Annotated in this window: 25 protein-coding genes; 4 read left to right on the forward strand and 21 right to left on the reverse strand. The window is 45.7% G+C overall.

All coding sequences use genetic code 11. From position 1 onward, the window contains the following. Nucleotides 1-30 precede the first annotated feature (30 nt). Genes guaB through NHB34_RS07055 form a run of 3 tightly spaced genes read right to left on the reverse strand, consistent with a single transcriptional unit; the run spans nt 31 to nt 2,295 of the window. The gene (guaB, locus tag NHB34_RS07045) at nt 31-1,494 is read right to left on the reverse strand and encodes an IMP dehydrogenase (protein ID WP_353426938.1); all 1,464 of its coding nucleotides are present in this window, start codon (nt 1,492-1,494) and stop codon (nt 31-33) included. Between the two features lie 26 nt (nt 1,495-1,520). Further along, entirely contained in the window at nt 1,521-1,871 is a 351-nt protein-coding gene (locus NHB34_RS07050; RefSeq protein WP_353426939.1) for an RnfH family protein, read from the reverse strand. Then, nucleotides 1,864-2,295 (reverse strand): type II toxin-antitoxin system RatA family toxin, encoded by a 432-nt coding sequence (locus NHB34_RS07055; protein WP_353426940.1) that lies wholly within the window; start codon nt 2,293-2,295, stop codon nt 1,864-1,866. Before NHB34_RS07055 ends, NHB34_RS07050 begins: the two co-directional genes overlap by 8 nt. Before the next feature lie 25 nt (nt 2,296-2,320). Here NHB34_RS07055 and smpB point away from each other — a divergent pair, with 25 nt between their 5' ends. Continuing rightward, the gene (smpB, locus tag NHB34_RS07060; protein ID WP_353426941.1) at nt 2,321-2,773 is read left to right on the forward strand and encodes an SsrA-binding protein SmpB; all 453 of its coding nucleotides are present in this window, start codon (nt 2,321-2,323) and stop codon (nt 2,771-2,773) included. Between the two features lie 56 nt (nt 2,774-2,829). Here the strand turns inward: smpB and ppsA are convergent, their stop codons facing one another. Continuing rightward, nucleotides 2,830-5,235: a phosphoenolpyruvate synthase gene (gene ppsA, locus NHB34_RS07065; protein WP_353426942.1), complete on the reverse strand. Its 2,406-nt coding sequence runs from the start codon at nt 5,233-5,235 to the stop codon at nt 2,830-2,832. Nucleotides 5,236-5,341: 106 nt separating this feature from the next. Here ppsA and NHB34_RS07070 point away from each other — a divergent pair, with 106 nt between their 5' ends. Then, nucleotides 5,342-6,169 carry a pyruvate, water dikinase regulatory protein gene (locus NHB34_RS07070; protein ID WP_353426943.1) on the forward strand — a complete coding sequence of 276 codons (828 nt, stop codon included), beginning with the start codon at nt 5,342-5,344 and terminating at the stop codon, nt 6,167-6,169. A gap of 12 nt (nt 6,170-6,181) precedes the next feature. On the opposite strand, the gene NHB34_RS07075 is transcribed toward NHB34_RS07070, so the two are convergent. The 16 genes from NHB34_RS07075 to rpsB all read right to left on the reverse strand — a co-directional run bounded on the left by NHB34_RS07075 (nt 6,182) and on the right by rpsB (nt 21,149). Further along, nucleotides 6,182-7,006 (reverse strand): RNA methyltransferase, encoded by an 825-nt coding sequence (locus tag NHB34_RS07075; RefSeq protein ID WP_353426945.1) that lies wholly within the window; start codon nt 7,004-7,006, stop codon nt 6,182-6,184. A gap of 9 nt (nt 7,007-7,015) precedes the next feature. After that, a complete protein-coding gene (rnhB, locus tag NHB34_RS07080) occupies nt 7,016-7,609 on the reverse strand; it encodes a ribonuclease HII (protein WP_353426946.1) in 594 nt (197 codons plus the stop codon). Then, nucleotides 7,606-8,871 carry a lipid-A-disaccharide synthase gene (gene lpxB, locus NHB34_RS07085; RefSeq protein WP_353426948.1) on the reverse strand — a complete coding sequence of 422 codons (1,266 nt, stop codon included), beginning with the start codon at nt 8,869-8,871 and terminating at the stop codon, nt 7,606-7,608. Before lpxB ends, rnhB begins: the two co-directional genes overlap by 4 nt. Further along, a complete protein-coding gene (gene lpxA, locus NHB34_RS07090) occupies nt 8,831-9,628 on the reverse strand; it encodes an acyl-ACP--UDP-N-acetylglucosamine O-acyltransferase (RefSeq protein WP_353428567.1) in 798 nt (265 codons plus the stop codon). Before lpxA ends, lpxB begins: the two co-directional genes overlap by 41 nt. Beyond that, nucleotides 9,628-10,077 carry a 3-hydroxyacyl-ACP dehydratase FabZ gene (gene fabZ, locus NHB34_RS07095; protein WP_353426949.1) on the reverse strand — a complete coding sequence of 150 codons (450 nt, stop codon included), beginning with the start codon at nt 10,075-10,077 and terminating at the stop codon, nt 9,628-9,630. The genes lpxA and fabZ overlap by 1 nt, the downstream gene beginning before the upstream one ends. Nucleotides 10,078-10,132: 55 nt before the next feature. After that, nucleotides 10,133-11,185: a UDP-3-O-(3-hydroxymyristoyl)glucosamine N-acyltransferase gene (gene lpxD, locus NHB34_RS07100; protein WP_353426951.1), complete on the reverse strand. Its 1,053-nt coding sequence runs from the start codon at nt 11,183-11,185 to the stop codon at nt 10,133-10,135. A gap of 3 nt (nt 11,186-11,188) precedes the next feature. Then, a complete protein-coding gene (locus tag NHB34_RS07105) occupies nt 11,189-11,716 on the reverse strand; it encodes an OmpH family outer membrane protein (RefSeq protein WP_353426952.1) in 528 nt (175 codons plus the stop codon). Between the two features lie 19 nt (nt 11,717-11,735). Further along, nucleotides 11,736-14,042, reverse strand: coding sequence for an outer membrane protein assembly factor BamA (bamA, locus tag NHB34_RS07110; RefSeq protein WP_353426953.1), 2,307 nt, complete (start codon nt 14,040-14,042; stop codon nt 11,736-11,738). A gap of 29 nt (nt 14,043-14,071) precedes the next feature. Then, nucleotides 14,072-15,199 carry a site-2 protease family protein gene (locus NHB34_RS07115; RefSeq protein ID WP_353426954.1) on the reverse strand — a complete coding sequence of 376 codons (1,128 nt, stop codon included), beginning with the start codon at nt 15,197-15,199 and terminating at the stop codon, nt 14,072-14,074. Between the two features lie 25 nt (nt 15,200-15,224). Continuing rightward, nucleotides 15,225-16,415 carry a 1-deoxy-D-xylulose-5-phosphate reductoisomerase gene (gene ispC / locus NHB34_RS07120; protein WP_353426955.1) on the reverse strand — a complete coding sequence of 397 codons (1,191 nt, stop codon included), beginning with the start codon at nt 16,413-16,415 and terminating at the stop codon, nt 15,225-15,227. Next, nucleotides 16,415-17,242 (reverse strand): phosphatidate cytidylyltransferase, encoded by an 828-nt coding sequence (locus tag NHB34_RS07125; protein ID WP_353426956.1) that lies wholly within the window; start codon nt 17,240-17,242, stop codon nt 16,415-16,417. The genes ispC and NHB34_RS07125 overlap by 1 nt, the downstream gene beginning before the upstream one ends. Nucleotides 17,243-17,260: 18 nt before the next feature. After that, nucleotides 17,261-18,034 (reverse strand): polyprenyl diphosphate synthase, encoded by a 774-nt coding sequence (gene uppS, locus NHB34_RS07130; RefSeq protein ID WP_353426957.1) that lies wholly within the window; start codon nt 18,032-18,034, stop codon nt 17,261-17,263. Nucleotides 18,035-18,055: 21 nt separating this feature from the next. Beyond that, nucleotides 18,056-18,616 carry a ribosome recycling factor gene (frr, locus tag NHB34_RS07135; protein WP_353426958.1) on the reverse strand — a complete coding sequence of 187 codons (561 nt, stop codon included), beginning with the start codon at nt 18,614-18,616 and terminating at the stop codon, nt 18,056-18,058. An 11-nt stretch (nt 18,617-18,627) separates the two neighbouring features. Continuing rightward, nucleotides 18,628-19,338 carry a UMP kinase gene (gene pyrH, locus NHB34_RS07140; RefSeq protein WP_353426959.1) on the reverse strand — a complete coding sequence of 237 codons (711 nt, stop codon included), beginning with the start codon at nt 19,336-19,338 and terminating at the stop codon, nt 18,628-18,630. A gap of 177 nt (nt 19,339-19,515) precedes the next feature. After that, nucleotides 19,516-20,400, reverse strand: a complete 885-nt coding sequence (gene tsf / locus NHB34_RS07145; RefSeq protein ID WP_353426960.1) for a translation elongation factor Ts — start codon at nt 20,398-20,400, stop codon at nt 19,516-19,518. Continuing rightward, nucleotides 20,400-21,149: a 30S ribosomal protein S2 gene (rpsB, locus tag NHB34_RS07150; protein WP_215389196.1), complete on the reverse strand. Its 750-nt coding sequence runs from the start codon at nt 21,147-21,149 to the stop codon at nt 20,400-20,402. Before rpsB ends, tsf begins: the two co-directional genes overlap by 1 nt. A gap of 268 nt (nt 21,150-21,417) precedes the next feature. Between rpsB and map the strand changes: the two genes are divergently transcribed. Next, complete coding sequence (gene map / locus NHB34_RS07155; RefSeq protein WP_353426961.1) at nt 21,418-22,254, forward strand: type I methionyl aminopeptidase; 837 nt, start codon at nt 21,418-21,420, stop codon at nt 22,252-22,254. Nucleotides 22,255-22,286: 32 nt separating this feature from the next. Next, nucleotides 22,287-24,854 (forward strand): [protein-PII] uridylyltransferase, encoded by a 2,568-nt coding sequence (locus NHB34_RS07160; RefSeq protein ID WP_353428568.1) that lies wholly within the window; start codon nt 22,287-22,289, stop codon nt 24,852-24,854. On the opposite strand, the gene ligA is transcribed toward NHB34_RS07160, so the two are convergent. Further along, a complete protein-coding gene (gene ligA / locus NHB34_RS07165; protein WP_353426962.1) occupies nt 24,843-26,861 on the reverse strand; it encodes an NAD-dependent DNA ligase LigA in 2,019 nt (672 codons plus the stop codon). The genes NHB34_RS07160 and ligA overlap by 12 nt on opposite strands. Nucleotides 26,862-26,869 lie beyond the last annotated feature (8 nt).

Below are 26,869 nucleotides of genomic sequence, written 5' to 3' on the forward strand. Positions count from 1 at the left end.
GTTACTCTTTAAGTCAGCGTTTATCTATTTTTAATCAATATGGTAGTTAGGCGCTTCCTTAGTGATCTTCACATCATGAACATGCGATTCACGCACCCCTGCTGATGTAATTTCCACAAAATTGGCTTTGTCATGCAACTCAGAAATAGTCTTACAACCCAGATAGCCCATTGAAGAACGAATGCCACCTGTTAATTGATGCAAGATGGCGAGCACACTTCCTTTGTAGGGAACTTGGCCTTCGATACCTTCAGGAACTAGCTTCTCAGCATTCGCAACAATATCGCTCTGGAAATAACGATCGGCAGAACCATCAGCCATCGCACCGAGAGAACCCATGCCGCGGTAGCTTTTATAAGAACGTCCTTGATATAAGAATACTTCGCCAGGCGCTTCTTCAGTGCCTGCAAACATACCGCCCATCATTACAGCGCTTGCGCCCGCAGCTAATGCTTTAGCCACATCGCCAGAGTAACGAATACCACCATCAGCGATCAATGGAATTCCAGTGCCTTTGAGAGCACTAGCAACATTGACGATAGCCGTTATTTGAGGGACGCCAACGCCCGCCACAATACGAGTAGTGCAAATTGAGCCTGGACCAATGCCCACTTTCACACCATCAGCGCCATGATCAGCCAGTGCTTTTGCTGCTTCCCCAGTGGCTATATTGCCGCCAATCACCTGGACCTGCGGATAATTTTTCTTCACCCATTTCACGCGATCAAGAACGCCTTGGCTGTGACCATGAGCGGTATCTACCACAATCACGTCAACGCCAGCGCGCACTAACAACTCAATACGCTCATCGTTGTCTGGACCTACGCCGACTGCTGCACCTACACGCAGCTTACCTTCACTATCTTTGCAAGCATTAGGATGCTCAGTCGCCTTCAAAATATCTTTTACGGTAATGAGGCCACGTAATTCAAATTTGTCATTAACAACCAGCACCCGCTCGAGACGATGCTGACTCATTAAGCGCTTCGCCTCTTCTAATGAAGCACCTTCTTTTACTGTGATTAAGCGCTCGCGTGGAGTCATCTTATTTTTTACTGGCGCATCTAAATCTTCTTCAAACCGCAAATCACGATTTGTAATGATGCCAACAACTTCTTTGCCTACCAACACTGGAAAGCCAGAAAATCCATGTTCACGTGAAAGCTGAATTACTTGGCGCACGGTTACGTCTGGACTAATAGTGATGGGATCGCGAAGAACGCCAGACTCATACCGCTTTACTTTAGCTACTTCACGAGCCTGCTCAGAGGGTCGCAAGTTTTTATGAACAATGCCGATGCCGCCTTCACTGGCCATTGCAATCGCCAAACGGCCTTCAGTGACAGTATCCATCGCGGCAGATACTAATGGCGTATTGAGTGAAATATCCCGAGTTAATTTACTAGCCAAGCTGGCATCTCGAGGGAGTACCGCTGAATAGGCTGGTACGAGGAGCACATCGTCAAAAGTGAGTGCTTTTTGAATGAGTCGCATGCAAAACCCCTAGTCGCAAAAACAGATTATAGCCTCCTAGCCCTCCTTTTGGCTGCCGCAGCCTGGAATTTGGCATCCTGGTTCTGGTTTGCCTTCTTGCGACGAACCGCCTTAGGATCGATCAGCAAGGGTGAGTAGAGCTCTAGGCGGTCACCTTCATAAATTGGGCTATCCCAGTCCTTACGCTTCCCAAAGACCCCAAAACAGCCTTTTCTGGAGATTGCTGGATCCTCTTGACCTGACACAACCCCTGCTTTTACCAAGGCAAGTCCAACTGTAGGACTCTCGTCTGGCTTTATGACCAGCTCAAATGACTTGAGCTTAGGCTCGCCATTTCTAGCATCGCAAAGCCAAATATTGAGGACTCGATTAACCATAAAGTTCTTCAGCACGCTTTACAAAGCAATCTACGAAGGTTCCAGCGATATGACCAAAAACCGGACCAATAATTTTGTCCAAGATCACGCTTTTGAACTCCCAATGCAATTTGAACTCGACCTTACAGGCATCATCTCGCAAGGGAATGAAGTTCCATTGACCAGAAAAATGCTTGAAGGGCCCATCTACAAAAACCATATCAATTGTTTCGGGTCGATGATTCACATTACGCGTGTGAAAAAACTGATTAATGCCCTTAAAGCTAATATTGATTTTGGCGTCCAAAACAGTTTCAGTCTGCTCAAAGATTTCCACTCCGCCACACCATGGAAGGAACTCAGGATACTTCTCTACATCAGTCACCAAACCATACATTCGGTCGGCTGATTGGCCAATTAAAACGGTCTTGTAGACGTCTGCCATAATCGTTGCTGGAAACTAAATAAATATGAGTATCGTTGATAACAAAAAAGCCTTCTTTGATTATTTTATCGAGGAACGCTTTGAGGCAGGACTAGTTTTAGAAGGCTGGGAAGTAAAAGCCATCCGAGCAGGTCGCGTGCACATCAAAGAAGCGTATGTAGTGATACGCAAAGCGGAGCTTTTTTTGATTGGCTGTCATATTACCCCCCTACTCTCCGCCTCTACCCACGTTGTTCCAGAGAATACCCGCACCAGAAAACTCCTATTGAATGCGATTGAGATTCGCAAGCTGATTGGCAAAGTGGAGCAAAAAGGTTACACCTTAGTCCCACTCAATCTGCATTTCTCCAAAGGAAGAGTCAAATGCGAAATTGGTTTAGCAAGGGGTAAAAAGCAACATGACAAACGTGCCGCTACAAAGGAGCGTGAATGGGAAGTGCAAAAAGGCAGAATTGCTAGGGGCGACCTCAACGGGTAGAAGCAAAAAGCCTAGATTTTCCTCTAGGCTTTTTGTTCACTACCATCTAAATCGAACTAAACCTTTAAGTTCTTGCCTAGCATTTCCCAAGTTTCAACGACGCTATCTGGATTCAGAGAAATTGAAGTAATGCCTTTCTCAACTAACCAGCACGCAAAGTCTGGGTGATCAGATGGGCCTTGACCACAAATACCTACATATTTATTTTGCTTACGGCAAGCCACAATAGAGCGCTCAATCATAAACTCGACTGCTGGATCACGCTCATCAAAGTCAATCGCAAGCAACTCCATACCAGAGTCACGATCAAGACCAAGCGTTAACTGAGTCATATCGTTCGAACCAATTGAGAAGCCATCAAAATACTCCAAGAATTGATCCGCCAAAATGGCATTTGATGGAATCTCGCACATCATGATGAGACGTAAACCATTCACGCCACGCTTCAGGCCAAATTTCTCCATCATATTAATGACACGCTCAGCTTGCTTGATGGTGCGCACGAATGGAACCATGATCTCGACATTATCAAGACCCATATCTTCACGGACGCGCTTCATTGCAGCACACTCCAGCGCAAATGCCTCGCCAAACTCTTCCGAAACATAACGAGATGCCCCGCGGAAACCTAACATCGGATTTTCTTCATCGGGCTCATAGCGTGATCCACCAATCAACTTCTTGTACTCATTTGACTTAAAGTCTGACAAGCGCACGATGACTGGCTTGGGGTAAAAAGCCGCGGCAATAGTCGCCACACCCTCAACCAACTTATCTTCATAGAATTGACGCGGGCTTGCATAACCACGAGCAACACTTTCCACGGCGCGCTTAAGATCAGGATCAATATTTGGGTACTCCAAGACCGCACGTGGGTGCACACCAATGTAGTTATTGATGATGAACTCTAAGCGTGCCAATCCAACACCTGCATTTGGCAATTGGCAAAAATCAAATGCCAATTGTGGGTTGCCAATATTCATCGTAATTTTGACAGGGATATCTGGTAATGCGCCACGAGAGACCTCGGTTACTTCGGTTTCAATCAAGCCATCATATATATGGCCTTCATCGCCCTCAGCACATGAAACCGTGACCACCATACCATCTTGCAATTGCTCGGTAGCATCACCGCAACCAACAACCGCGGGTACGCCCAACTCACGAGCAATAATCGCCGCATGGCATGTACGACCGCCACGATTCGTCACAATTGCAGACGCACGCTTCATGACTGGCTCCCAGTTTGGGTCAGTCATATCTGCAACCAATACATCACCAGGCTGGACGCGATCCATTTCGCTTGGATCACGAATTACACGTACTGGACCAGCGCCAATTTTTTGACCGATTGCACGTCCTTTTGCTAATACCTTAGAGCTACCTTTTAGTTTGTAGCGCATCTCAACCTGGCCAGCTGCCTGACTCTTCACAGTCTCAGGGCGTGCTTGCAAAATATAGATGCGTCCATCTTGACCATCTTTGCCCCACTCAATATCCATTGGGCGGCCATAGTGCTTCTCGATAATGACGGCGTATTTTGCTAACTCTGTAATGTCTGCGTCTTCTAAAGAAAAACGATTGCGCTTCTCAGGAGAAACATCTACTGTTTGCACCTTCTCCGCAGAACCCTTTGGTGCAAAGTGCATTTGAATCAACTTTGAACCCAAAGCCCGGCGAATGATTGCTTTTTTACCTTGCGCCAAGGTGGTCTTAAATACATAAAACTCATCTGGATTAACTGCACCCTGCACAACTGTCTCGCCTAATCCATAGCTAGATGTAATGAACACCACATCCTCGAAGCCAGATTCAGTATCGAGCGTAAACATCACGCCAGAGGCGCCCAGATCAGAGCGAACCATCCGCTGAATGCCAGCCGATAAGGCTACTTCTTCGTGGGCAAAGCCCTTGTGAACACGATAGGAAATTGCACGATCGTTATATAAAGAGGCGAAAACTTCACGAATCTTTTTTAGAACATCTTCGATACCTTCGACATTCAAAAACGTTTCTTGCTGTCCCGCAAAAGAGGCGTCGGGCAGATCCTCTGCAGTAGCGGATGAACGAACAGCAAAAGAGCCCTTGCCAGAGTCGTCTAAGGCAGCAAAAGCTTTGCGAATATCCTCCTCAAGCTTTGGCTGAAACGGTGCGGTCTCAATCCACTCACGAATCTCAGCGCCCGCTTGCGCCAAGGCTCGTACGTCATCAATATTCAGACCTTCTAAACGCTTTTGAATTCGCTCAGTCAAATGATTGTGTTTCAGAAAATCCCGAAACGCTAATGCAGTAGTTGCAAAACCTGTTGGTACTCGGACTCCTGTTGAAGCTAATTGTGAAATCATTTCACCTAAAGACGCATTTTTACCGCCAACTGACTCAACATCGGTCATGCGAAGTTGCTCAAAAGGCAAAACATAGGCGTTAGCCATACTGCTATTTTGTTGCTGGTGGTTGGACATAAAATACTCTCAAAAGATAAGGAAACTGGTCAAGCGATCGCCTAAAGTGCGACTTCATTTAATATGATTCTATTGTAGTTCTGACCCCCACATTTAGGCCAAATTGATGTCTACTGAATCCCGTATTGTTTTTATTGTCTCTGATGGCACCGGCATTACTGCTGAGAACTTCAGCCAATCGATTTTGGCGCAATTTGAGGCCAGTTTTAAGCATATTCGGATCCCGTTTGTGGATAGTGTCGATAAGGCTCACGAGGCGGTCAGTAGCATCAATCAGGCTGCTCATAAATATGGGGTTCAGCCTATTGTTTTCACCACCTTGGTGAATGCTGAGCTCAATTCGATTGTTGCTAAAGCCAATGGGCTTATTTTGGACATGTTTCAGACATTCGTTGCCCCTCTAGAGGCCGCTTTGGGCATGAAATCAACCCATGCCATGAACCGCCTACACCACAATGCTGATACTGAAGCCTATAAGAACCGAATTGAAGCTATAAATTACTCTTTGGCGCATGATGATGGGCAATCCAATCAAAACCTTGCTGAGGCTGACGTTATTTTGGTTGGGATATCCCGCGTAGGCAAAACGCCAACCAGCCTGTATCTCGCCATGCAGTATGGCCTCAAGGCTGCGAACTATCCATTGATTCCTGAGGATTTTGAGCGAGGCCAGTTACCCAAGGATCTGATTCCTTTTCGCCAAAAAATATTTGGCCTCATGATTGATGCCGAACGCCTTTCAGAGATTCGTAACGAACGACGCCCTGGTAGTAATTATGCCAAGCTTGAGAATTGCCGATATGAAATCAACGAAGCAACGGCAATGATGAAAAAACAATCCATTCCTTGGGTGATGACAACGAGTAAATCCATCGAAGAAATCGCCACAACAGTACTGCAAGCAATCAAGTCAGATAAAACAATATTGGGCTAATTGAATATTTAATTAGCCGCGTCGAACACGGACGGTCTCAAATAAACAAATGGCCGCAGCGGTAGAGACATTGAGCGATTCCACTCGTGGGTCAATCGGAATCGATACGCCCTTTGCTTGCGCCAACAAGTCCTCAGATACACCCTGACCTTCGCTACCCATAACCCAAGCTACGGGTTTCAGTAACTCGCATTTTAAATTGAAAAGGTCTTGCTCAGCATCCGCTGTTGCGGCCATCAAGGGGGATGTAATCGCGCTGAGTGCTTGTTGATTAGACCAACCCTCATATAGATCTAATAAACGATGGGCCCCCATGCCTGCACGCAAGACTTTAGTAGACCAAAGATGGGCACAACCCGACAGAGCAACGATCTGAGTAAAACCTGCGGCTGCGGCTGTTCGCAAAATAGCACCAACATTACCGGCATCCTGAATTCGATCTAGAACAACTACATCACCATCTAGGCTGGCAATCGATTGAGTGGTTGTTAGAGCTGATTTAGGCAACTTTAACAATCCCGCAATATGAGGAGCATTGATCAAGTCGCTTAATAGATTCCAAAGAGAACTATCTAGCTCATACACTCGCGTTTGCGGAAACATTTCAAGATGCGCATAAACAGCTTCGGCAATTTCAGGATTTTGCAATCCCAATTCAGATGTAAAAAGAGTTTCTAAAGCCGGATCACCCACCCAAGTCTGAACTAGATGAATGCCCTCAAGCAAAGCACACCCACTACTTAGTCTAGCCTTTTGACCTTTAGATCCAGTAGCCTGCAATAAACGCAGTTCTTTAAATAGCGGATTCTCTTTTGAGGAAATTTGATCGAATTTCATCGCTTAACCTTAACTCGCAAGGGAATCTAAAACTTTTCGGACGGGAGAAAAAGTTCGGCGATGCTCAGAGCACGCGCCGTAACGCTTGAGAGCTGCAAAATGTGCCTCAGTAGGGTAGCCCATATGCTGCGCAAATCCATATTCTGGATGTAACTCATGTAAACGCAACATTTGTCGATCACGAGTAACTTTAGCAATGATTGAAGCTGCTGAAATTGCCGGCTCTTTCGCATCTCCCTTCACAATTGCTTCTGCGGCAATCGGCAGCTCAGGGCAACGATTTCCATCAATGAGGGCTTTCTCTGGCCAGGCACCCAAACGCATACTTAAATCCTCAATAGCTCGTCGCATAGCCAACATGGTTGCTTGCAATATATTGATCTGATCAATTTCACTGGGACTAGCTTCACCAACCCCCCAAGCTTTGGCATTTTCCAGAATTTGCTCATACAAAACATCACGCTTTGCAGCCGTCAATTTTTTTGAATCTTTTAGCCCATGAATTGGGTTATTCGGATCTAGCACTACAGCACCAGCAACTACAGCGCCAACTAATGGACCGCGACCCGCTTCATCAACTCCACAAACCCACAAAACACTCATGGGGTAATTCGTCCGTTTTGACGATCCATCAAAGTTTGAGCAACCGCTTGAGCCACCAAGAGACCTGTTGGGCGGCGTAAGGTTTCATGCATCTTTGTAAATCGCTCTTTCAGTTGAGCAACCTTGGCAGGATGATTTAGCCAATCCAAAACGGCAGCACTTAATTTGTCCGCAGTCGCATCACCTTGCAATAATTCAGGAACAACAAACTCGCCGCATAAAATATTAGGCAAGCCAACATAAGGCAAATATCCTTGGCGTTTCATAATCTGAACCGTAAGCCAAGGCACCTTATAAGAAATCACCATCGGCTTCTTCCAAAGCGCAGCTTGCAAAGTAGCTGTACCACTTGCAATCAACACTACATCAGATGCTTCCAAAACCTCATCGGCCATGCCGTCTAACAAATGAATATGGATATCTGGAGATTTATCCTTGGTTACCTTTAGCAATGCCTCTAAAGGCGCTCGCAAACGAGGAGTAGCAACCGGAATCAGGAAATGCAGTTCCTGACCCCGAAGCTTTTCTGACAATAACTGCATCGTTTCAAAAAATACAGGGGCAATCAACTCGATCTCCGAAGATCGACTACCGGGCAGCACTGCAATGACTAGCCCTTCAAGATTTTCTTTGTTATCACCATTTAGGAAAAGTGTTTTAGCTATTCTGTCTCTTGCTTGAGACACATTGGGCTCAAATGGAATTTCGCTTGCCAATGGGTGCCCTACATAAGTAGAGGCAACACCTGCGCGATCATAGATCTCTGTCTCAAATGGAAAAATACAAAGCATCCGATCAACTGCTTGCGCTATTTTTTTAATCCGCCCAGCTCTCCATGCCCATATCGAGGGAGAAACTAAATGCAAAGTAGGAATACCTGCTTTACGCAATTGAAGCTCAACACCCAAATTAAAGTCAGGCGCATCAACCCCCAAAAAGACATCAGGTCGCTGCTCGCCTAGAAGGCTAGCAATTAACTCTTTACGCAATTTCAAAATGGCAGGCAATTGTTTAATCGCTTCAACATAGCCACGAACGCTCAAGGTCTCCATAGGCCAGTCTGAGCGCATTCCGTGTGCTTGCATTCGTGGACCGCCAATGCCATAAACCTCCAAGCCAGCCATATCTGGAATTTGATTTAAGGCATTTAAAACTGGCGCGGCTAATAAATCACCAGAAGGTTCGCCAGCTACACAAGCTAACTTTGGCAAGGCATTCCCGTTATCGAATGATGCCGCGAGTTGAGGCTGCAATAAAGTCATGAAACTGCGCAAGCTTTTCAGCGGTAGCCGGATCAGCTGCACTTGCAGAAACCATCTTCTGAATCTCTACTTTTGCTTCCTCAAAACTTAAACCATCCTTGTAGAGAACTTTATATGCTTGGCGCAATGCAGAAATCGTTTCGCTTGAAAAGCCACGACGTTTTAGGCCTTCTACATTGATACCATGGGGTGCTGCTTTATCACCAGCTGCAATGACAAAAGGCGGAATATCTTGCACAAGTGCAGACGCTCCACCTAACATCGCATGCTGGCCAATTCTTACAAATTGATGCACACCAGACATACCACCCATGATGGCCCAGTCACTCACTTGTACATGTCCAGCAATTTGGGCATTACTTGAGAAAATCGTGTGATTGCCAACCTGACAATCATGGGCAATATGAACATAGGCCATGATCCAGTTATCGTTACCAATGCGGGTAATACCCTCATCCTGCGATGTACCCGTATGTATCGTTGTGAACTCACGAATGGTGTTTCGATCTCCAATGATCAGTTGGGTTGGCTCGCCGCGATACTTCATATCTTGTGGTGGACCGCCAATCGCCGCAAAATGTGCAAAATTATTTTCCTTACCAATAGTGGTATGGCCCTCTATTACGGTGTGAGAGCCTACCTTAGTACCAGCACCAATTTTGACATGTGGCCCGATAACGGAATATGGTCCAATCTCGACATCGCTGGCAAGCTCAGCCTTGCTATCTACCACTGCAGATGCATGAATCCGAGTCATCACGCGCCCTTCGTCCGAACCGCACATGTAATATTTGCTTCCGCAGCAATCTCACCATCAACTGTCGCCTGCACAGCAAATTTATAAATACCAGCACGACCACGTTCTAATTTTGCAGTCATCATTAACTGATCACCAGGCAATACCGGCTTTTTGAAACGTGCGCCATCGATTCCTGCAAAGTAATAAATTGCATCTTCAGCACGCTCTTCTGAAAACGTTAACAAAGCCGCCGTTTGCGCCAAGGCCTCAATAATTAAGACTCCAGGCATTACTGGAAAGTCTGGAAAATGTCCCTGAAAGAATGGCTCATTCATGGTGACATTTTTTAATGCAGTAATCGTTTCGCGAGGAGTAATTTCAATCACGCGATCGACTAATAAAAAAGGATAGCGATGCGGCAGTAATTGCAAAATTTTATTGATATCAATTGCGATTGGTGTACTCATATCATGCCTACTTAAAGTTGTGTTTTCGTGACCTCAATCCGTGGATTGTCGACCTTTACTTTTTATCCAATAATCGTAAACGTTGTCGTATTTTATCTAGCCCACGCAAGATAGCCGCATTCTTCTCCCAAGCAGCATGCAACATTGATGGGTAAACGCCCGTGAAATGCTGGCCAGGCTCTGTAATAGATCGAATAATAGAGGTATTACCAGAAACGGTAGTTCTATCAGCAATCGTGAGATGACCAGCAAAATTTGCGGCGCCTCCAATAATGCAGAAGTTACCAATCTTGGTGCTCCCCGAAATAGCTGCGCAGCCTGCAATAACGCAACACTTGCCAACGATAACATTGTGCGCAATTTGTACTTGATTATCAATTTTGGTCCCCGAGCCAATTACAGTATCACTCATCGCCCCGCAATCAATTGTGGTTGAAGCGCCAATCTCAACATCATCACCGATTACCACATTTCCGGTTTGAGGAATTTTGACCCATTCACCGCCTGTCGCGGAAAAATCTGGAGCAAATCCAAATCCATCAGAACCAATCACTGCACCACTATGAATAATGCAACGCTCACCAACTTGCGTTCCAGAATAGAGAGATACCGATGGGTATATGAGAGAGTCGCTCGCAATTGCGCTATCTCTTGCAATAGTGGTATTACCCAAAATTACAACCCGCTCACCCAACTTTACATTTGACCCAATTTGTACAAATGGTCCAATATGGCATGAGGCTGGAACAATTGCTGAAGGATCTATTGCCGCACTCGCATGAATACCTGGTGCATGAGTCGGAGTGTTTTGCTTTGCAAAATGCTGCGCCATTCTGGCGAAAGTTGCATAGGGATTTGACGAGATAAAGTAGACTCGCTGAGCTGATCCTTTTCCAGGATTTGCTTGCAAGAATTCAAAATCAGACTTACTAACAATCAGCGCCCCCGCGCCACTATTGGCAGCCTGCTGACGATACAGGGGATTTGATAAGAATGATATTTGGTTTTGTGTGGCGTGCTCTAGGGGTGCCAAGCCAACAAAGGGGTTGGAAGCCTCCCCCACCAAGCTTGCTTGAAACTGATTGGCCAGCTCAATGGCGGTTGGCATAAATTACTTCTGGCTATTTAAAGCCTTGATTACATCATCAGTAATATCAGCCTTAGGACTTACGAAGGCAGCTTCCTGAACAATGATGTCCAATTTTCGTTGCTCAGCAATTTGACGCAAAACTGCGTTTGCCTTCTCAGCGATCTTACCGCGCTCTTCAAAAGTGCGCTGATTTAGATCCTCAGTGAACTCACGTTGCTTGCGTTGTAACTCACGATCCTGATCAGCCAACTCACGCTGACGACGAACACGCTCAGCCTCATTCATTACTGCGGCATCACGATCCAACTTCTCAGCAGCTGTTTGAATTTTTTGTGCGCTATCACGTAGGTCGTTCTGGCGTTTAGTAAATTCATTTTGCAAACGAGTCTGCATCGCTTTAGCAAGATTAGACTCGTTAAACACTTTTTCAGAATTTACGACGGCTACCCGTGTACCAGCATCCTGTGCAAAAACCTGTGATGCAGCAACTACCAATGCAATTGCAGCAATAATCCATTGAAGCGATTTAGAGGACTGAACAAACTTCATAAATACTTTCCTTAAACAATTAAAACGCTGTACCCACTTGGAACTGTAAACGCTGGACGTTAGCAGTTGGGTATGGCTTGTAGGGGATGCCATAACTAAATTTTAACGGACCAAGAGGGGATATCCATGATATACCCAATCCATACGAATAACTCAAGACCAAATTGATATTCTCTCCGAATGCGTTACCACCATCGATAAATGCAAAAGTACGCAGGGTCTTATCCACCCCAGAGCCTGGCACCGGCACCGTGTACTCAATGTTACCCACAATTTTTGACTGTCCGCCGGTCGGTTGATATGCACCAATCAAGGAGTTGTAATACTGGGGACCCAAAGACCCCGGAGAGTATCCGCGGACCGATCCAATACCACCAACATAGTAGTTTTTGGTGATCGGGAAAGGATATTGCCCATAGGCTTGGCTATACCCAACCTCACCATTTAAGGACAAAATATTACCTTTAGAGAAAGAGTGATACTTCTGATATTGGCCATACATCCGATAGAAAGTCATATTGCCAACCGGAGTGCCTACTTCTGCAGATAACTGCTCTAAAGAGCCATCTGACGGAATTAAAGCGCTATCACGACCATCGCGCGCCCAACCAACAGTCAATGGAACGTTATATGTTTGTAAGCGCCCATATGGTGAACCAGTGTATGACTGCACATAGTTTTGGTACGGTATTGGGGTATTAAGCGTCGAATAAACGCTAAATGCCTCAACACCAGTTCCAAAAAATACTCGATCTACCTCGGTGTAAGGAACACCAAACTTGATGTTAGAGCCCACAGACTTTATTTGGTAATCGGGGTCACCTACATAATACAAAGGCTTGGAAGATCTGTAGTAAAGATCGGTGTAGCGACTAATACCCTCTTCCGTAAAATATGGATCGTAGTTAGACAGGGTTAAGTTCTGATTGATCTTACCCAATGAAGCATTCAGACCCACTGAAGTACCGGTTCCAAAAGCATTATCCTGATTAATACCTGCCGAAAGAATCAACTTTTCAGTAGAGGAGAAGCCCGCACCAATCGTGACAGCACCAGTGGGCTTTTCGGTCACTTTTACATTGACATCGACCTGATCCGGAGAGCCTGGCACATCCTCAGTAGTGATATCGGTTTCGGTGAAATAGCCCAAACGACCAAGACGCTTTTTAGACAAATCAATTTTGTCGCTATCAAACCAAGAGCTTTCAAATTGACGCATCTCACGACGAATCACCATATCGCGAGTTTTGGCATTTCCAGAAATTTCTACTTTGCGTACATAGATACGACGACCTGGATCAATCACCAAGGTCAAATCTACTTCAGCTTGCTCGCGTCGAATATCTGGTTGCGGATTAATGGTTGCGAAAGCATAACCATAGGAACCCAATACCTCGGCGATTGCTTTAGTGCTCTCTGTTAACTTCGCAGAAGAGAATGTATCGCCAGGTTTCAGAACGATCAACTGCTTTAGCTCTGCTTCTTTACCGAGTAGCTCACCAGCTAAGCGAACATCTTTAACAGTAAATTTCTTGCCCTCGCGAATACTAATCGTCAGGTAAATGCCCTTTTTGTCAGGCGTGATGGATACCTGTGTCGACTCAATCACAAACTCAAGGTAACCGCGATTTAAATAGTAAGAACGAATCGTTTCTAAATCCGCAGTGAGCTTTTGCTTGGAATACAAGTTGTCTTTGCTGTACCAAGAAAGCCAGCCACCTGTTTTCAGTTGCATTTCGCTACGGAGAGTACCCTCACTGAACGCATCGGTGCCAATGAAATTAATTTCTTGGATTTTGGCAACTGGACCTTCATCAATATTGAAATACACTGCAACTTGGTTACGCTCTACAGGCGTAACAGTCGCAACCACCTCGGCTGCAAACATCCCTTTGCCAACATATTGACGCTTAAGCTCTTGCTCAGCTTTATCAATTAACGCCTTATCGTAAAAACGTGCTTCTGCTACACCAACTGTTTTGAGCGACTTGCGAACAATCTCCGGATCAAACTCCTTCATTCCCGTGAATTCAATTCGGGAAATAGTAGGGCGCTCATCCACAATCACGATCAGAATATTGCCCTGAGCTTGAATTTGTACGTCCCTGAAGAAGCCTGTGCTGTAGAGGGCCTTAATTGCTTCAGCACCCTTTTCTTCGGTAAACGTATCACCAACCTGAACTGATAAATAACTAAATACCGTCCCAGGCTCTACGCGTTGCAAACCTTCGACTCGAATATCTTTAACCACAAAAGAATCTGCTGCATGAACATGCAGACTCCATCCAATTGACATCAATAGAACGAGTTTTGCTAAAAAACGCATAAAGCGGAGGGAAGATGGTTTAAGAAAATTCAAGACGGAATATAGCGTTGTAAATCGTTAAACAAGGCCAAAAGCGACAAGGAAATCAGCAATAAAAAGCCCACTTTTTGGAGCTGCTCTTGCATCGAAACCGAAATCCGCTTTCCAGCAACTAACTCCCATGAATCATACAGGAGCTGACCCCCATCTAGCATGGGAAAAGGCAGTAAATTGAGCATCCCAATGCTGATGCTGATTAATGCCAAAAATGCTAAGAAGGGTTGCCAACCAACCTGGACCGACTTTCCAGCCATATCTGCAATGCTTAAAGGCCCTCCAAGCTGCTTTAAAGAGGCCTTGCCCGTGAATATTCCCAGCATCAGCCTGGCCGATACCTTAGTAATTAACCAAACCCTTTGGGTGGCAAGTCCCAAAGCTTGCAAAGGGCTCAGTTTCAGTTCTTGCCAATCCTGCAAGGGTATTGATATCGGCATGATTCCAAGATCTTTCATGACATCCCCGTCCGGCCTCATTATTGGGAGATCTTCGGCTTTAAATGTCTTGATAAAGCTACCGCCCGTCGAATCTTGCAACTCCAAAGCAAAACCAGACTCACCTGTTAATGCGTCCATCAAATTCCAGCGCAAAGCATTCCAGCTCAAGACACTTTTAAACTGTCCTGATATTGGCGCGGTCTCTAAACCTAAATCTTGCCACCCCACCACTCTATCCCCTTGGGAGATACCCAATTGAGCGGCAACCGAATTTTCAGGGGGGCTCTGCAATACCGCAGGCAATTGAGGGGCGCCCGAAACATAAATCACAGAAAACAATAAGACAGCTAAAAAGAAATTGGCAAATGGTCCTGCAGCCACAATCAGAGATCGCTGCCAAAGTGGCTTGTGATCAAAAGCATCATTGCGATCCTCAAGACGAATCACCTGATTGCGGTCGCGACCATCCAACAATTTCACATAACCACCCAAGGGAATAGAGGCTAGGACCCACTCGGTTTGATTAGTGGCTCGGTATGTGAATAGAGGTTTTCCAAAGCCAATCGCAAATCGTAATACTCGGACACCACAAGCTCGCGCCGCCAGAAAATGGCCAAACTCATGAAAACTTACCAGGACCCCTAGGGTTAATAAAAACGCGCCGAGAGTAATTAATGCTTGCATGAAATCATTACCTTAAACACCCAGCCTAGAGAGCTTGAATCAACTCGCGCGTTACTTTTCTAGCTTGTGCGTCAACGTGCAAAATCGTATCCAAAGAATCTGCACCCTCAATGGCAATTGCATTTAGCGTCTTCTCCACCACCACTGGTATTTGCAAATACGGCAGACCTTCATCCAAAAACGCAGCAACAGCAATTTCATTCGCAGCATTTAATACGGTAGGTGCAGTCCCCCCAGTTTTCGCGGCAGCAAATGCCAATGACAGGCAAGGAAAACGCGACAGATCTGGCTCTGAAAAACTCAAGTTAGCCAACTGAGTCAAACTCAAAGATGGCACTCCTGCGGCAATTCTCTCTGGCCATGCTAGGCCATAAGCAATGGGTGTACGCATATCTGGTTGGCCCATTTGTGCCAATACAGAGCCATCGCGATAGCGAACCATTGAATGCACTACGCTTTGCGGATGTATTAAAACTTTAATTTTTTCAAGGGGTAGTCCAAATAACCAAAAAGCCTCAATTACTTCCAGACCTTTATTCATCATCGTCGCTGAATCTACAGAAATTTTTCTACCCATTACCCAGTTTGGATGAGCACACGCTTGCTCTGGCGTAATGTTACTAAGCTGCTCCAGCGGAGTATTTCGAAATGGCCCACCAGAGGCGGTTAACCATAACTCTTCAACTCCTAGATACGCATTTTGAGGTGAAGATTCTTTAGTGAAATTATTGGGCAGGCATTGAAAAATAGCATTGTGCTCACTATCAATCGGCAGTAACTCACCACCACCCGCACTAATAGCATGCATAAATAAATTGCCAGACATCACCAAGGCTTCTTTATTAGCGAGCAAGACTCTTTTGCCTGCTTTGGCAGCCGCTAAAGCAGGTACAAGACCTGCGGCACCCACAATCGCCGCCATGACTGTATCGCAATCCGAATCTGTCACAGCAGCTACGAGAGATGATGGACCATGCATGACTTGAGTTGCTATATTTTTTTGACGCAATAACGCTTCTAGACGTTTAGCATCATCCGCTTCAGATACCACTGCAATCGCAGGTTGAAACTCAATGCACTGCTCCACTAAACGATCAATCTGTTTACCTGCAGTCAGCGCCGCTACATTAAAGCGATCAGGGTGCGCACGGATAACATCTAAGGTATTAACGCCTATTGATCCAGTAGAACCCAGAATGGCTACACGCCTTGTCATCACACGAGACCTGCAAGAAGGGCTGCGATGGGCATCGTCGGAATTAATGCATCAATACGATCAAGCACGCCACCATGACCTGGCAACAATTGACTACTGTCCTTGACTCCCGTCAAACGTTTTAATTGGGATTCAAAAAGATCTCCCAAAATACTAAATGCGGTCAAGAAGCTCACCATCAATAGCATCGGCACCCAGCCAAAACGAATAGCCCATGCCCCAAATAGAGTCGACTCAAATGGCAAGAAAAATACGCACGCCGTAGCATATGCATAACACAGCACAAGGCCACCTAAAGCGCCCTCTACAGACTTTCCTGGGCTGATTTGCGCAGCGAGCTTGCGCTTACCAAAAGCTTTACCTACAAAATAAGCGCCGATGTCTGCCACCCAAACCAAGGCCATTGTGGAAAGTAAAAAAACTAAACCTAACTCTCGCAAGAAAACGATTGCAAACCAAGTTGCCGGTAACAGTATGAGGCCAAGGACAACATAAAAAGGGCGTAATCTTTGCAGTGATAAGTTCATACCCTTCGCAAGAATGAACGGTGCAATAAAAAACCAAAAGATTACTGATAGCAACAATATTGAAAACTGCCAAGCTACATTTTGGAAAGCAAGCAAAACAAAGATGATTACCAAACAAAATGTAGCGTAAAGCCAAGCTGCGCGAAGAGCATCAGGATTTAATAAGCGACTCCACTCCCAAGCACCCGCCAATACCGCCACGAGAAAAAAGGCGCCAATATATACAGGGGGCAGAAAAAACAGAATTGGTAATAAGACTGCCAACAGAACAACGGCAGTAATAATTCGGGTCTTCAGCATGAAAAGTAAATTCTGGAATTAGACCGCGTCACTCATAACTTGCGATGCAAGCTGAGCACTGGTTCGTCCAAAGCGACGTTCACGCTGACTAAACCAGTCAAACGCTTTATGTAATTGCACTTCATCAAAGTCTGGCCACAGTACATCCGTAAAGTAGAGCTCTGTATAGGCTAATTGCCATAGCAAAAAGTTACTGACGCGTTGCTCCCCGCCAGTGCGTATAAATAAATCTGGTTCAGGCGCATAAGCCATGGAGAGGTATGGTTGCAACAACTCTTCACTAATATCCTCGGGCTTTAGATTGGGGTTTGCTGCCACACAACGTTGCATTGCCTGCAATATATCCCAGCGACCACCGTAATTAGCAGCAATCGTAAATGTCAGCGCTTTACAGTTCGCTGTTTTAGCCTCAGAAAATTCGACCATTTCTTGAATCGCATGATCAAATCGACTTAAGTCTCCAATGAGTCGCAAGCAGATATCGTTTTCAGCAAGCCGCGAGACCTCACCTTTGAGCGACTTTAGAAATAGCTTCATTAAAAAGCCCACCTCTTCGGGTGGGCGACGCCAGTTCTCAGAACTAAAGGCAAAGACCGTTAAATACTCAACGCCAATACGGCGACATTCTTGAACAATTTTCCTAACAGCACTCAAACCCTCGGAATGCCCAGCAACTCTGGGCATCATGCGCTTACTAGCCCAACGTCCATTGCCATCCATGATGATCGCAACGTGGCGAGGAATGGAGCTAACTTCCGGTATTGCTAGTGTTGAACTAAGATGTTGAGTCATAAAAATCGAAACGCAATACGGTTAAACCGTCATGATCTCTTTTTCTTTATCAGAGATGATTTTGTCAATCTCCACAACAGCTTTATCAGTCATCTTCTGAATTTCATCGGTTGCACGACGCTCTTCATCCTCAGAAATTTCTTTATCTTTAGTTAAGCGCTTCAAATGTTCATTAGCATCGCGACGTAAATTGCGTACAGCAATTTTGGTATCCTCGCCCTCGCCCTTGACGACTTTGGTGAGCTCGCGACGACGCTCTTCCGTTAATGCTGGCATTGGCACTCGAATGACTGTACCTTGAGATGCAGGATTTAAACCCAAGTCAGAGTCACGAATAGCCTTTTCTACTGCAGCAACCATCGTCTTCTCAAAAGGTTGAACATTGATTGTGCGCGCGTCTGCCAAACCCAAGCTAGCCACTTGACTTAAGGGAGTGGGGTTGCCGTAGTACTCCACCTGAATATGTTCCAAAATTCCCGGATTAGCGCGTCCAGAACGAATCTTTGCAAGATTTGCCTTCAAAGATTCAAGTGACTTTTGCATCTTCTGATCGGTATTGGTTTTAATTTCTACTGCAGACATCTGACCTCCTATTAAACGTGCACCAAAGTACCTTCAGGCTCGCCCTGCACTACACGCATTAATGCGCCTGGCTTGAGTATTGAAAATACTTTGATTGGTAATTTTCTGTCACGACACAATGCAAATGCAGTCGCATCCATGACTTGTAAGTTTTTAATCAACGCTTCATCAAAAGTGATCGTTTTATACAAGGTCGCTGATGGATCTTTTACTGGGTCAGCACTATAGATACCATCAACCTTAGTTGCCTTCAACATCACCTCTACACCCATTTCAGCACCGCGCAAAGCAGCTGCTGTATCAGTGGTAAAGAATGGATTACCAGTACCTGCTGCAAAAATGACAACCTTACCCTCACTCATTGCACGAATGGCGCGAGGACGAATGTAAGGCTCGACTACTTGATCCATTCTTAACGCAGATTGAACGCGAGCCTCTACCCCCTTTTGACGCAATGCATCTTGCAAAGCAAGTGAGTTCATCATGGTTGCCAACATACCCATGTAGTCAGCTGTTGCCCGATCCATGCCTGCTGCGCCACCTGCAACACCGCGGAAAATATTTCCTCCGCCAATCACAATTGCAAGCTCTACTCCGCTATTGACTACTTGAGCAATCTCAGAAACCATGGCATCGATGGTGACTGGATTGATGCCAAAAGCATCATCCCCCATCAGGGCTTCACCAGATAATTTTAGGAGGACGCGTTTGTAGCCTGGCATATCTATTTTCCGTAATTTGCCAAGTAATTTTCATACTTAGCTTATTGATCTTTAAGCACTTTTGATACCTGCCCTGAATTATAAATGGCTTGGGGATAACTAAAGAAAAGGGCACAGAAACTAAGGTTTCTGTGCCCATGAGGCTAGACCAGTCGGGACAAGCCCGGCAAGGACTAATTAAGCAGTCGCTTTAGATGCAGCGGCCACTTGGGCAGCCACTTCAGCAGCAAAGTCGTCTTGACGCTTCTCAATGCCCTCGCCCACCACAAACATCGTGAATCCCTTCACACTGGTATTGGCGGCTTTGAGCATTTGCTCAACAGTTTGCTTATCGTTTTTAACAAAAGTTTGATTCAAGAGAGATACCTCTTTGAGGTACTTCTGAATAGAACCCTCAACCATCTTCTCAACGATCTCTGGTGGTTTGCCTGATTCAGCAGCCTTTTGAACAGCCACGCTACGCTCAATCGCAATAGACTCAGCTGGCACATCAGCAGTAGACAAAGCCACTGGCTTCATTGCAGCAACGTGCATTGCCACATCTTTCGCAGCAACTTCATCGCCATCAAACTCAACCATCACACCAATACGAGTACCGTGTAGATAAGAAACTAACTTATTGCCACCAGCGAAACGCTTAAAGCGACGTGGCATGATGTTCTCGCCGATCTTACCGATTAGAGCGCTACGGACTTCATCAACAGTAGAGCCGTTCAAAGGTAATGCCAATAAAGCAGCTACGTCAGCAGGATTCTTTTCCGCTACCAACTTCACGCAGTCATTAGCAAAAGCCAAGAAATCATCGTTCTTTGAAACGAAATCCGTTTCGCAGTTCACTTCCAACAAAGCACCGGTAGTGCCGTTGATTGAGGATGCAACGATGCCTTCAGCCGTAACGCGAGAAGCAGCTTTACCAGCTTTGCTACCAAGCTTTACACGCAGAATTTCTTCTGCACGAGCCATATCACCATCAGCCTCGGACAAAGCCTTCTTGCACTCCATCATTGGAGCATCGGTTTTGGCGCGGAGTTCGCCAACCATTGCAGCGGTAATTGCGGCCATTATTCAGCTTTCCCTTCTTCAACAAACTCTTCTTCGCCTTCTTTAACTGCAGTTAATACTTCTTGAACTGCGTTTGCGCGACCTTCCAAAATAGCATCAGCAACACCACGTGCATACAAGGTGACTGCCTTGCTTGAATCGTCGTTACCAGGAATAACGTAATCAACACCTTCTGGTGAATGGTTTGTATCAACCACAGCGATTACCGGAATACCAAGCTTATTTGCTTCAGTAATAGCAATCTTGTGATAGCCAACGTCCACAACGAAAATTGCATCAGGAACGCCATTCAAATCTTTGATACCGCCAAGTGCTTTTTGCAACTTGTCGAGCTCGCGATCGTTTGTCAAAGCCTCTTTCTTAGAAAGCTTTTCCCAATCGCCAGCTTCTTTAGCAACTTCCATGTCCTTCAAACGCTTGAGGGAACCTTTAACAGTTTTGAAGTTGGTGAGCGTGCCACCTAACCAACGGCTGTCGATATAAGGCATGCCTGCGCGAGTTGCTTCTTCAGCAATGATCTCGCGAGATTGACGCTTGGTACCGACAAATAAAATCGTGCCACGATTAGCAGCAACTTGTTTTGCAAATTTCAGGGCGTCCTGAAACATTGGCAATGTTTTTTCCAAGTTGATGATGTGGATTTTGTTGCGATGACCGAAAATAAATGGGGCCATCTTTGGGGACCAGAAGCGAGTTTGGTGACCAAAATGGCAACCAGCCTCCAGCATTTGACGCATCGTTACTGACATAACTTCTCCTAAGGGTTATTTCTAAAGTTGAGTCCTAGCTGCGCTAAACAACGCCACCCTGGAAGGCTCAACTCGCGATTTCAAGTCCAAAATAGACCTGAGTCCGAAATTATATCTTAGATATCAATGATCTAGCTAGGCCGAGCCTACCCCGATCTTGGACGGATGGGGGCATTTACTGCCAATATCGCCCTAAAAAAGGGAATATTGCCTAATTTTTAAGCATTTGAACTCAGAAAAATCTCTCCAAGTCGTTGATAATCAAGGCATGAATAGTGTATTTACCGCAGAAAAAGACATCCAAGGGATGCGCGAAGCTGGTCGTTTGGCTAGTGAAGTTTTGGATCACGTTACTCCCCATGTCAAAGCGGGCATCACTACGGGTGAATTGGACCGCATTTGCCACGCCTATATGCGCGATATTCAAAAGACCATCCCTGCACCCCTCAATTATCAACCGCCTGGTTATCCACCCTTTCCAGCATCAATTTGCACATCCGTGAACGATGTGATCTGCCACGGGATTCCAGGCGACAAAGTACTTAAAAATGGTGATGTCGTGAATCTCGACATCACCGTTATTACTCCCGATGGTTACTACGGCGATACCAGTCGTATGTTCATGGTCGGCGAAGTTTCGGTGATGGCGAAACGGCTGACGCAAATTACTTTTGAATGCATGTGGCTTGGAATTGCCCAAGTAAAGCCGGGCGCATCACTTGGCGACATTGGTCATGTAATACAAACGCATGCAGAAAAAGCAGGGTACTCCGTTGTTCGCGAATACTGTGGCCATGGCATTGGCAAAGTATTTCATCAAGACCCGCAAATTCTTCACTATGGTCGCCCAGGTACCGGCGAGAAACTTCAAGCAGGAATGACATTTACGATTGAACCCATGATTAACGCTGGTCGTCGTGAAATTCGCACAATGCCTGATCAATGGACCGTAAAAACAAAAGATCGCAGTCTGTCAGCGCAGTGGGAGCACACCCTCTTAGTTACCAACACTGGCGTTGAAGTACTCACCTGGTCCGAAGGTAGTAACCCTCCTCCCGATTGCGTCAAAGGTCTTTCTTTTAGACCTTCTTCTGTTAGCGCCTGAATATGAACTCGTCGGTAACGACAAGCGAAGCCATGGATGTAAAAGGCCTTCACTCTGCGCGTGAAACTGCATATGCCGAATTTAAGAAAACGCAGGCTGTAGGCAAACTAACTAAGCAATTAAGTAAGCTCACCGATCAATTACTCACTCAGCTTTGGAATAAATGCGAGTTAAATAATTTAGCCACGCTTGTAGCGGTTGGCGGTTATGGCAGAGGTGGATTATTTCCATACTCTGATATTGATATCTTGATTTTGCTTCCAAATAAAAGTGAAGAATCTGAAGAGGTATCCAAGAAAGTTGAGCAGTTTATTGCGAACTGCTGGGATACTGGATTGGAAATAGGCTCCTCCGTGAGAACGGTTGCGGAGTGCATCTCCGAGTCAGAGCAAGACATCACAGTAAGAACTTCCCTCCTCGAAGCCCGCTATCTTTGCGGGCAAAAATCATCATTCAAAGAATTCGCCAAGACCTTTGAAGCTGCCATGGATCCTCGATCCTTTTTTCAAGCAAAACTTGCCGAGCAGATCCAGCGTCACTACAAATACCAAAACACCCCTTATTCACTTGAGCCAAATTGCAAAGAGAGTCCTGGTGGTCTTCGCGATTTACAGGTCATCTCGTGGGTCAGCAAAGCAGCTCTGCTTGGTAATACCTTTAAAGATTTACATGAAGCCGGCTTGATTACCAAGCGAGAGCTCACGGAACTCAATCGCAATCAACGACTATTGGAAACTTTGCGTGCAAATTTGCATCTCATAGCAGGACGCAGACAAGACGTCATTGCATTTGATTTGCAATCACCCTTAGCCCATGCCATGGGAATTGAAGAAGAATCATCACGTCGTGCAAGCGAAGCCATTATGCGTCGCTATTACTGGGCCGCAAAAGCGGTGACTCAATTAAATGATGTGCTACTTCAAAATATTGAAGCACTGCTATTTCCGCAGGAGTCGAAGACCACTCACCCTATACCAGGCGAAGAAAATCAATTTTTTATTGAGCGCCAAGGTGTTTTAGATATCACCGACCCACAACTCTTCCAAAGATATCCAGAGCAAATTCTGCGGACCTTTTTGGTGTTTGCACAAACAGCTAGCGTTAAAAGTCTGTCTGCCACTATTTTTAGAGCCCTCTATAACGCTCGTACAAAAATGGATAGCAAGTGGCGTGCCAACCCAATTAATCGGGCGCTATTTATTGAAATCCTGAAGCAACCCGAAGGGGTCAGTCGAGCTTTTCATCTGATGAATCGCAGTAGCGTACTCGGAAGATACTTGCCAGCATTCAGAAAAATTGTTGGCCAGATGCAGCATGACTTATTTCATGTGTACACAGTTGATCAACATATCTTGATGGTGCTGCGTAATGTACGGCGTTTCATGGTGCTTGAATACACTCATGAATTTCCATTTTGCAGTAGCTTAATTGCTCGTTTCGAGAAACCTTGGCTACTCGTCATCGCAGCACTCTTTCACGATATTGCTAAAGGCCGCGGCGGAGATCACTCACAACTTGGCAAAGCGGATATGCGTAAGTTTGCCAAAGAACATGGTTTAGATAAAAAAGATACTGAGCTCTTAGTATGGCTAGTAGCCGAGCATCTGAACATGAGCCAAGTGGCCCAAAAACAAGATATAACTGACCCCGATGTGGTCAAGGCATTTGCCAAGAAGATGGGCGATGAACGCCATCTCACTGCGCTCTACCTTTTGACTGTGGCCGATGTCCGCGGCACCAGCCCTAAAGTGTGGAATGCATGGAAAGGAAAACTGCTTGAAGATCTCTATCGCGCAACCCTAAGGGTATTGGGTGGAGCAAAACCCGATGCCTCCTCAGAACTCGCACAACACCAAGAAGAATCTAGAGCCAAACTGCGGCTTTACGGAATCAGCGACAGTTCTTATGAGGATCTCTGGAAACAATTGGATGTCGCATTCTTCCTACGACAGGATTCATCCGATATCGCATGGCTGACGCGCCACCTTTATAACAAAGTAAATACAGAACAACCAATTGTAAGAGCCAGACTCTCTCCCGTTGGTGAAGGCCTACAAGTAGCTATCTACGTAAAAGATCAAGAGGATCTATTTGCCCGAATTTGTGCCTACTTTGAAAGACATGGCTTTTCTATTTGGGATGCACGCATTCATACAACGCACCATGGCTATGCTCTTGATAGTTTCCAGATTTCAGGAAGTAATCTTGTAGATGAAGGCGGCAGCTATCGCGATCTGATTCAGCTAGTTGAGTTTGAATTAACTGCCGCTCTTTCCAATGCCGAGCCTTTGCCAAACCCCAGCATGGGAAGGCTATCGAGACAATCTCGTATTTTCCCAATTCAGCCGCGCATTCACATGACGCCAGATGATCGGGGTCGTTATTACACTCTTGCTCTTTCTGCCAGCGATCGTACAGGCTTGCTTTATACAATCTCTAGAGTCTTAGCGAAGCACCAGGTTTCCATTCACTCTGCCAGAATTAATACCCTCGGAGAGCGTGTTGAGGACGTGCTGCTATTGGATGCCGCCAACCTTGGCAAAAATCCAAAGCTACAGATTCAGTTAGAAACAGAGTTGCTAGAGGCTTTAAGCGCCTAGCAAATTAAGCATGTCCGCCTCATCAATGACGGGCACACCTAATTCCTCTGCTTTGGTGAGCTTGCTGCCGGCATCTGTACCAGCAACCACATAGTCTGTTTTTTTCGATACTGATCCAGCAACTTTTGCGCCAGCTTTCTCAAGCAGATCTTTTGCTTGATCACGAGTCATGGTTGGGAATGTACCCGTTAGAACAAAAGTCTTTCCAGCCACGGCGGCGCTGATCACCTTCTCTTCTACTGCTAACTGCATGCCCGATGCTAAAAGCTGTTCAATCACTTCACGATTGTGAGCCTCTTCCATAAAACTTAGGATGGAGTCAGCCACTACAGGGCCAACGTCTTTAACACTGAGCAACTCTTCCATATTCGCATCCATTAATGCATGCATGGACTGAAAATGATTCGCTAAATCTTTGGCTGTAGTTTCACCAACATGACGAATACCCAGAGCAAAGATAAATCTAGCCAAGGTTGTATTTCGAGATTGATTAATTGCTTGTATAAGATTGTCGGCAGATTTTTCGCCCATGCGCTCAAGATTAGCTAAAGCAGTGAAGCCTAGTCGATACAGATCCGCTGGTGTTCTAACTAAATTTTGATCAACTAATTGATCTACAATTTTTTCACCCAAGCCCTCAATATCCATAGCTCTTCTGTGAGCAAAATGGATCAGCGCTTGTTTGCGCTGGGCGCCACAAAATAATCCGCCGCTACAACGTGCCACAGCCTCATCCGCCAAGCGCTCAATATGAGAATTGCATACCGGGCAATGATCAGGCATCTGAAATGGTTTAGCGTCGCTAGGACGACGATCCTTAATAACGGATACCACCTCAGGAATCACATCACCCGCTCTTCTTACCGAAACCGTATCACCAATTCGAACATCCTTACGTCTCACTTCATCTTCATTATGCAAAGTGGCGTTAGTAACAGTAACACCCCCCACTTCAACTGGAGATAAGCGCGCCACCGGAGTAATAGCTCCTGTTCGGCCTACTTGCACATCTATCCCCAAAACCGTTGTGAGTGCCTCTTGAGCAGGATATTTATGCGCCAAGGAAAATCGAGGAGCTCGCGAGACATAGCCTAACTTGGCCTGCTCAGCAAATGAATTCACCTTATAGACAACGCCATCTATGTCATAAGGCAATGCATCACGCTTTGCTCCAATTGCGTTATAAAAGTTCAGAATCTCCTGTACAGAGTGCAAGACCTTGCGCTCTGTACATACAGGCAACCCTAGCTCAACATATTTATTTAATAATTCTTCATGCGTTTTGGGAAGCCAGGTTTGTGGCTCCAGAGCACCAAGACCGTAAGCGAAGAATGATAGCGGTCGTTTTGCAGTAATTTTTGAATCAAGTTGGCGCAAACTTCCAGCGGCAGCGTTGCGTGGGTTTGCGAACTCTTTCTCACCTGAGGCAGCAGCTTGCTGATTCATTTTTTGGAAATCTTTGAGGTACATAAAAACCTCACCGCGTACCTCTAAGACCTTAGGAATATCTTTTCCAGTGAGTTTCAGCGGAATTGCACGAATCGTTTTGATATTAGCAGTGACATCTTCACCGCTCGCACCGTCTCCGCGGGTAGCAGCACGCACCAAGGAGCCATTCTCATAACGCAAAGAGATTGCTAGGCCATCAAACTTTAATTCTCCAGCATAAGCCACGTGTTCGGCATGCAAGCCTTCACGACAACGGCGATCAAACGCAATCAACTCCGACTCTTCAAACGCATTATTCAAAGAAAGCATAGGAACTTCATGCGTTACCGAATCAAACTCTTTCAGCGCCACACCACCAACACGTTGAGATAAAGATTGTGGCGTTACCCAATCTGGATGGGTGGCCTCGATTTCTAGCAACTCTCGATAGAGCTTATCGTATTCAATATCGGGCAATAAAGGATTATCAAGAACGTAATAGGCATGCTCTAAGCGAGCCAATTCAGTTTGCAGAAAAGCGTAGCGCTCCGCTAAGTTTTTCGGACTATTGGGAGACAAAGGAAACT

Origin of the sequence: Polynucleobacter sp. MWH-UH19D (assembly GCF_040409795.1) — a bacterium.
Classification (GTDB): Bacteria; Pseudomonadota; Gammaproteobacteria; order Burkholderiales; family Burkholderiaceae; genus Polynucleobacter.

Excerpts from the sequence above, each read along its gene's own strand:
- guaB (WP_353426938.1), bottom strand. The coding sequence starts at position 1,494 with ATGCGACTCATTCAAAAAGCACTCACTTTTGACGATGTGCTCCTCGTA.
- NHB34_RS07050 (WP_353426939.1), bottom strand. The coding sequence starts at position 1,871 with ATGGTTAATCGAGTCCTCAATATTTGGCTTTGCGATGCTAGAAATGGC.
- NHB34_RS07055 (WP_353426940.1), bottom strand. The coding sequence starts at position 2,295 with ATGGCAGACGTCTACAAGACCGTTTTAATTGGCCAATCAGCCGACCGA.
- smpB (WP_353426941.1), top strand. The coding sequence starts at position 2,321 with ATGAGTATCGTTGATAACAAAAAAGCCTTCTTTGATTATTTTATCGAG.
- ppsA (WP_353426942.1), bottom strand. The coding sequence starts at position 5,235 with ATGTCCAACCACCAGCAACAAAATAGCAGTATGGCTAACGCCTATGTT.
- NHB34_RS07070 (WP_353426943.1), top strand. The coding sequence starts at position 5,342 with ATGTCTACTGAATCCCGTATTGTTTTTATTGTCTCTGATGGCACCGGC.
- NHB34_RS07075 (WP_353426945.1), bottom strand. The coding sequence starts at position 7,006 with ATGAAATTCGATCAAATTTCCTCAAAAGAGAATCCGCTATTTAAAGAA.
- rnhB (WP_353426946.1), bottom strand. The coding sequence starts at position 7,609 with ATGAGTGTTTTGTGGGTTTGTGGAGTTGATGAAGCGGGTCGCGGTCCA.
- lpxB (WP_353426948.1), bottom strand. The coding sequence starts at position 8,871 with ATGACTTTATTGCAGCCTCAACTCGCGGCATCATTCGATAACGGGAAT.
- lpxA (WP_353428567.1), bottom strand. The coding sequence starts at position 9,628 with ATGACTCGGATTCATGCATCTGCAGTGGTAGATAGCAAGGCTGAGCTT.
- fabZ (WP_353426949.1), bottom strand. The coding sequence starts at position 10,077 with ATGAGTACACCAATCGCAATTGATATCAATAAAATTTTGCAATTACTG.
- lpxD (WP_353426951.1), bottom strand. The coding sequence starts at position 11,185 with ATGCCAACCGCCATTGAGCTGGCCAATCAGTTTCAAGCAAGCTTGGTG.
- NHB34_RS07105 (WP_353426952.1), bottom strand. The coding sequence starts at position 11,716 with ATGAAGTTTGTTCAGTCCTCTAAATCGCTTCAATGGATTATTGCTGCA.
- bamA (WP_353426953.1), bottom strand. The coding sequence starts at position 14,042 with ATGCGTTTTTTAGCAAAACTCGTTCTATTGATGTCAATTGGATGGAGT.
- NHB34_RS07115 (WP_353426954.1), bottom strand. The coding sequence starts at position 15,199 with ATGCAAGCATTAATTACTCTCGGCGCGTTTTTATTAACCCTAGGGGTC.
- ispC (WP_353426955.1), bottom strand. The coding sequence starts at position 16,415 with ATGACAAGGCGTGTAGCCATTCTGGGTTCTACTGGATCAATAGGCGTT.
- NHB34_RS07125 (WP_353426956.1), bottom strand. The coding sequence starts at position 17,242 with ATGCTGAAGACCCGAATTATTACTGCCGTTGTTCTGTTGGCAGTCTTA.
- uppS (WP_353426957.1), bottom strand. The coding sequence starts at position 18,034 with ATGACTCAACATCTTAGTTCAACACTAGCAATACCGGAAGTTAGCTCC.
- frr (WP_353426958.1), bottom strand. The coding sequence starts at position 18,616 with ATGTCTGCAGTAGAAATTAAAACCAATACCGATCAGAAGATGCAAAAG.
- pyrH (WP_353426959.1), bottom strand. The coding sequence starts at position 19,338 with ATGCCAGGCTACAAACGCGTCCTCCTAAAATTATCTGGTGAAGCCCTG.
- tsf (WP_353426960.1), bottom strand. The coding sequence starts at position 20,400 with ATGGCCGCAATTACCGCTGCAATGGTTGGCGAACTCCGCGCCAAAACC.
- rpsB (WP_215389196.1), bottom strand. The coding sequence starts at position 21,149 with ATGTCAGTAACGATGCGTCAAATGCTGGAGGCTGGTTGCCATTTTGGT.
- map (WP_353426961.1), top strand. The coding sequence starts at position 21,418 with ATGAATAGTGTATTTACCGCAGAAAAAGACATCCAAGGGATGCGCGAA.
- NHB34_RS07160 (WP_353428568.1), top strand. The coding sequence starts at position 22,287 with ATGGATGTAAAAGGCCTTCACTCTGCGCGTGAAACTGCATATGCCGAA.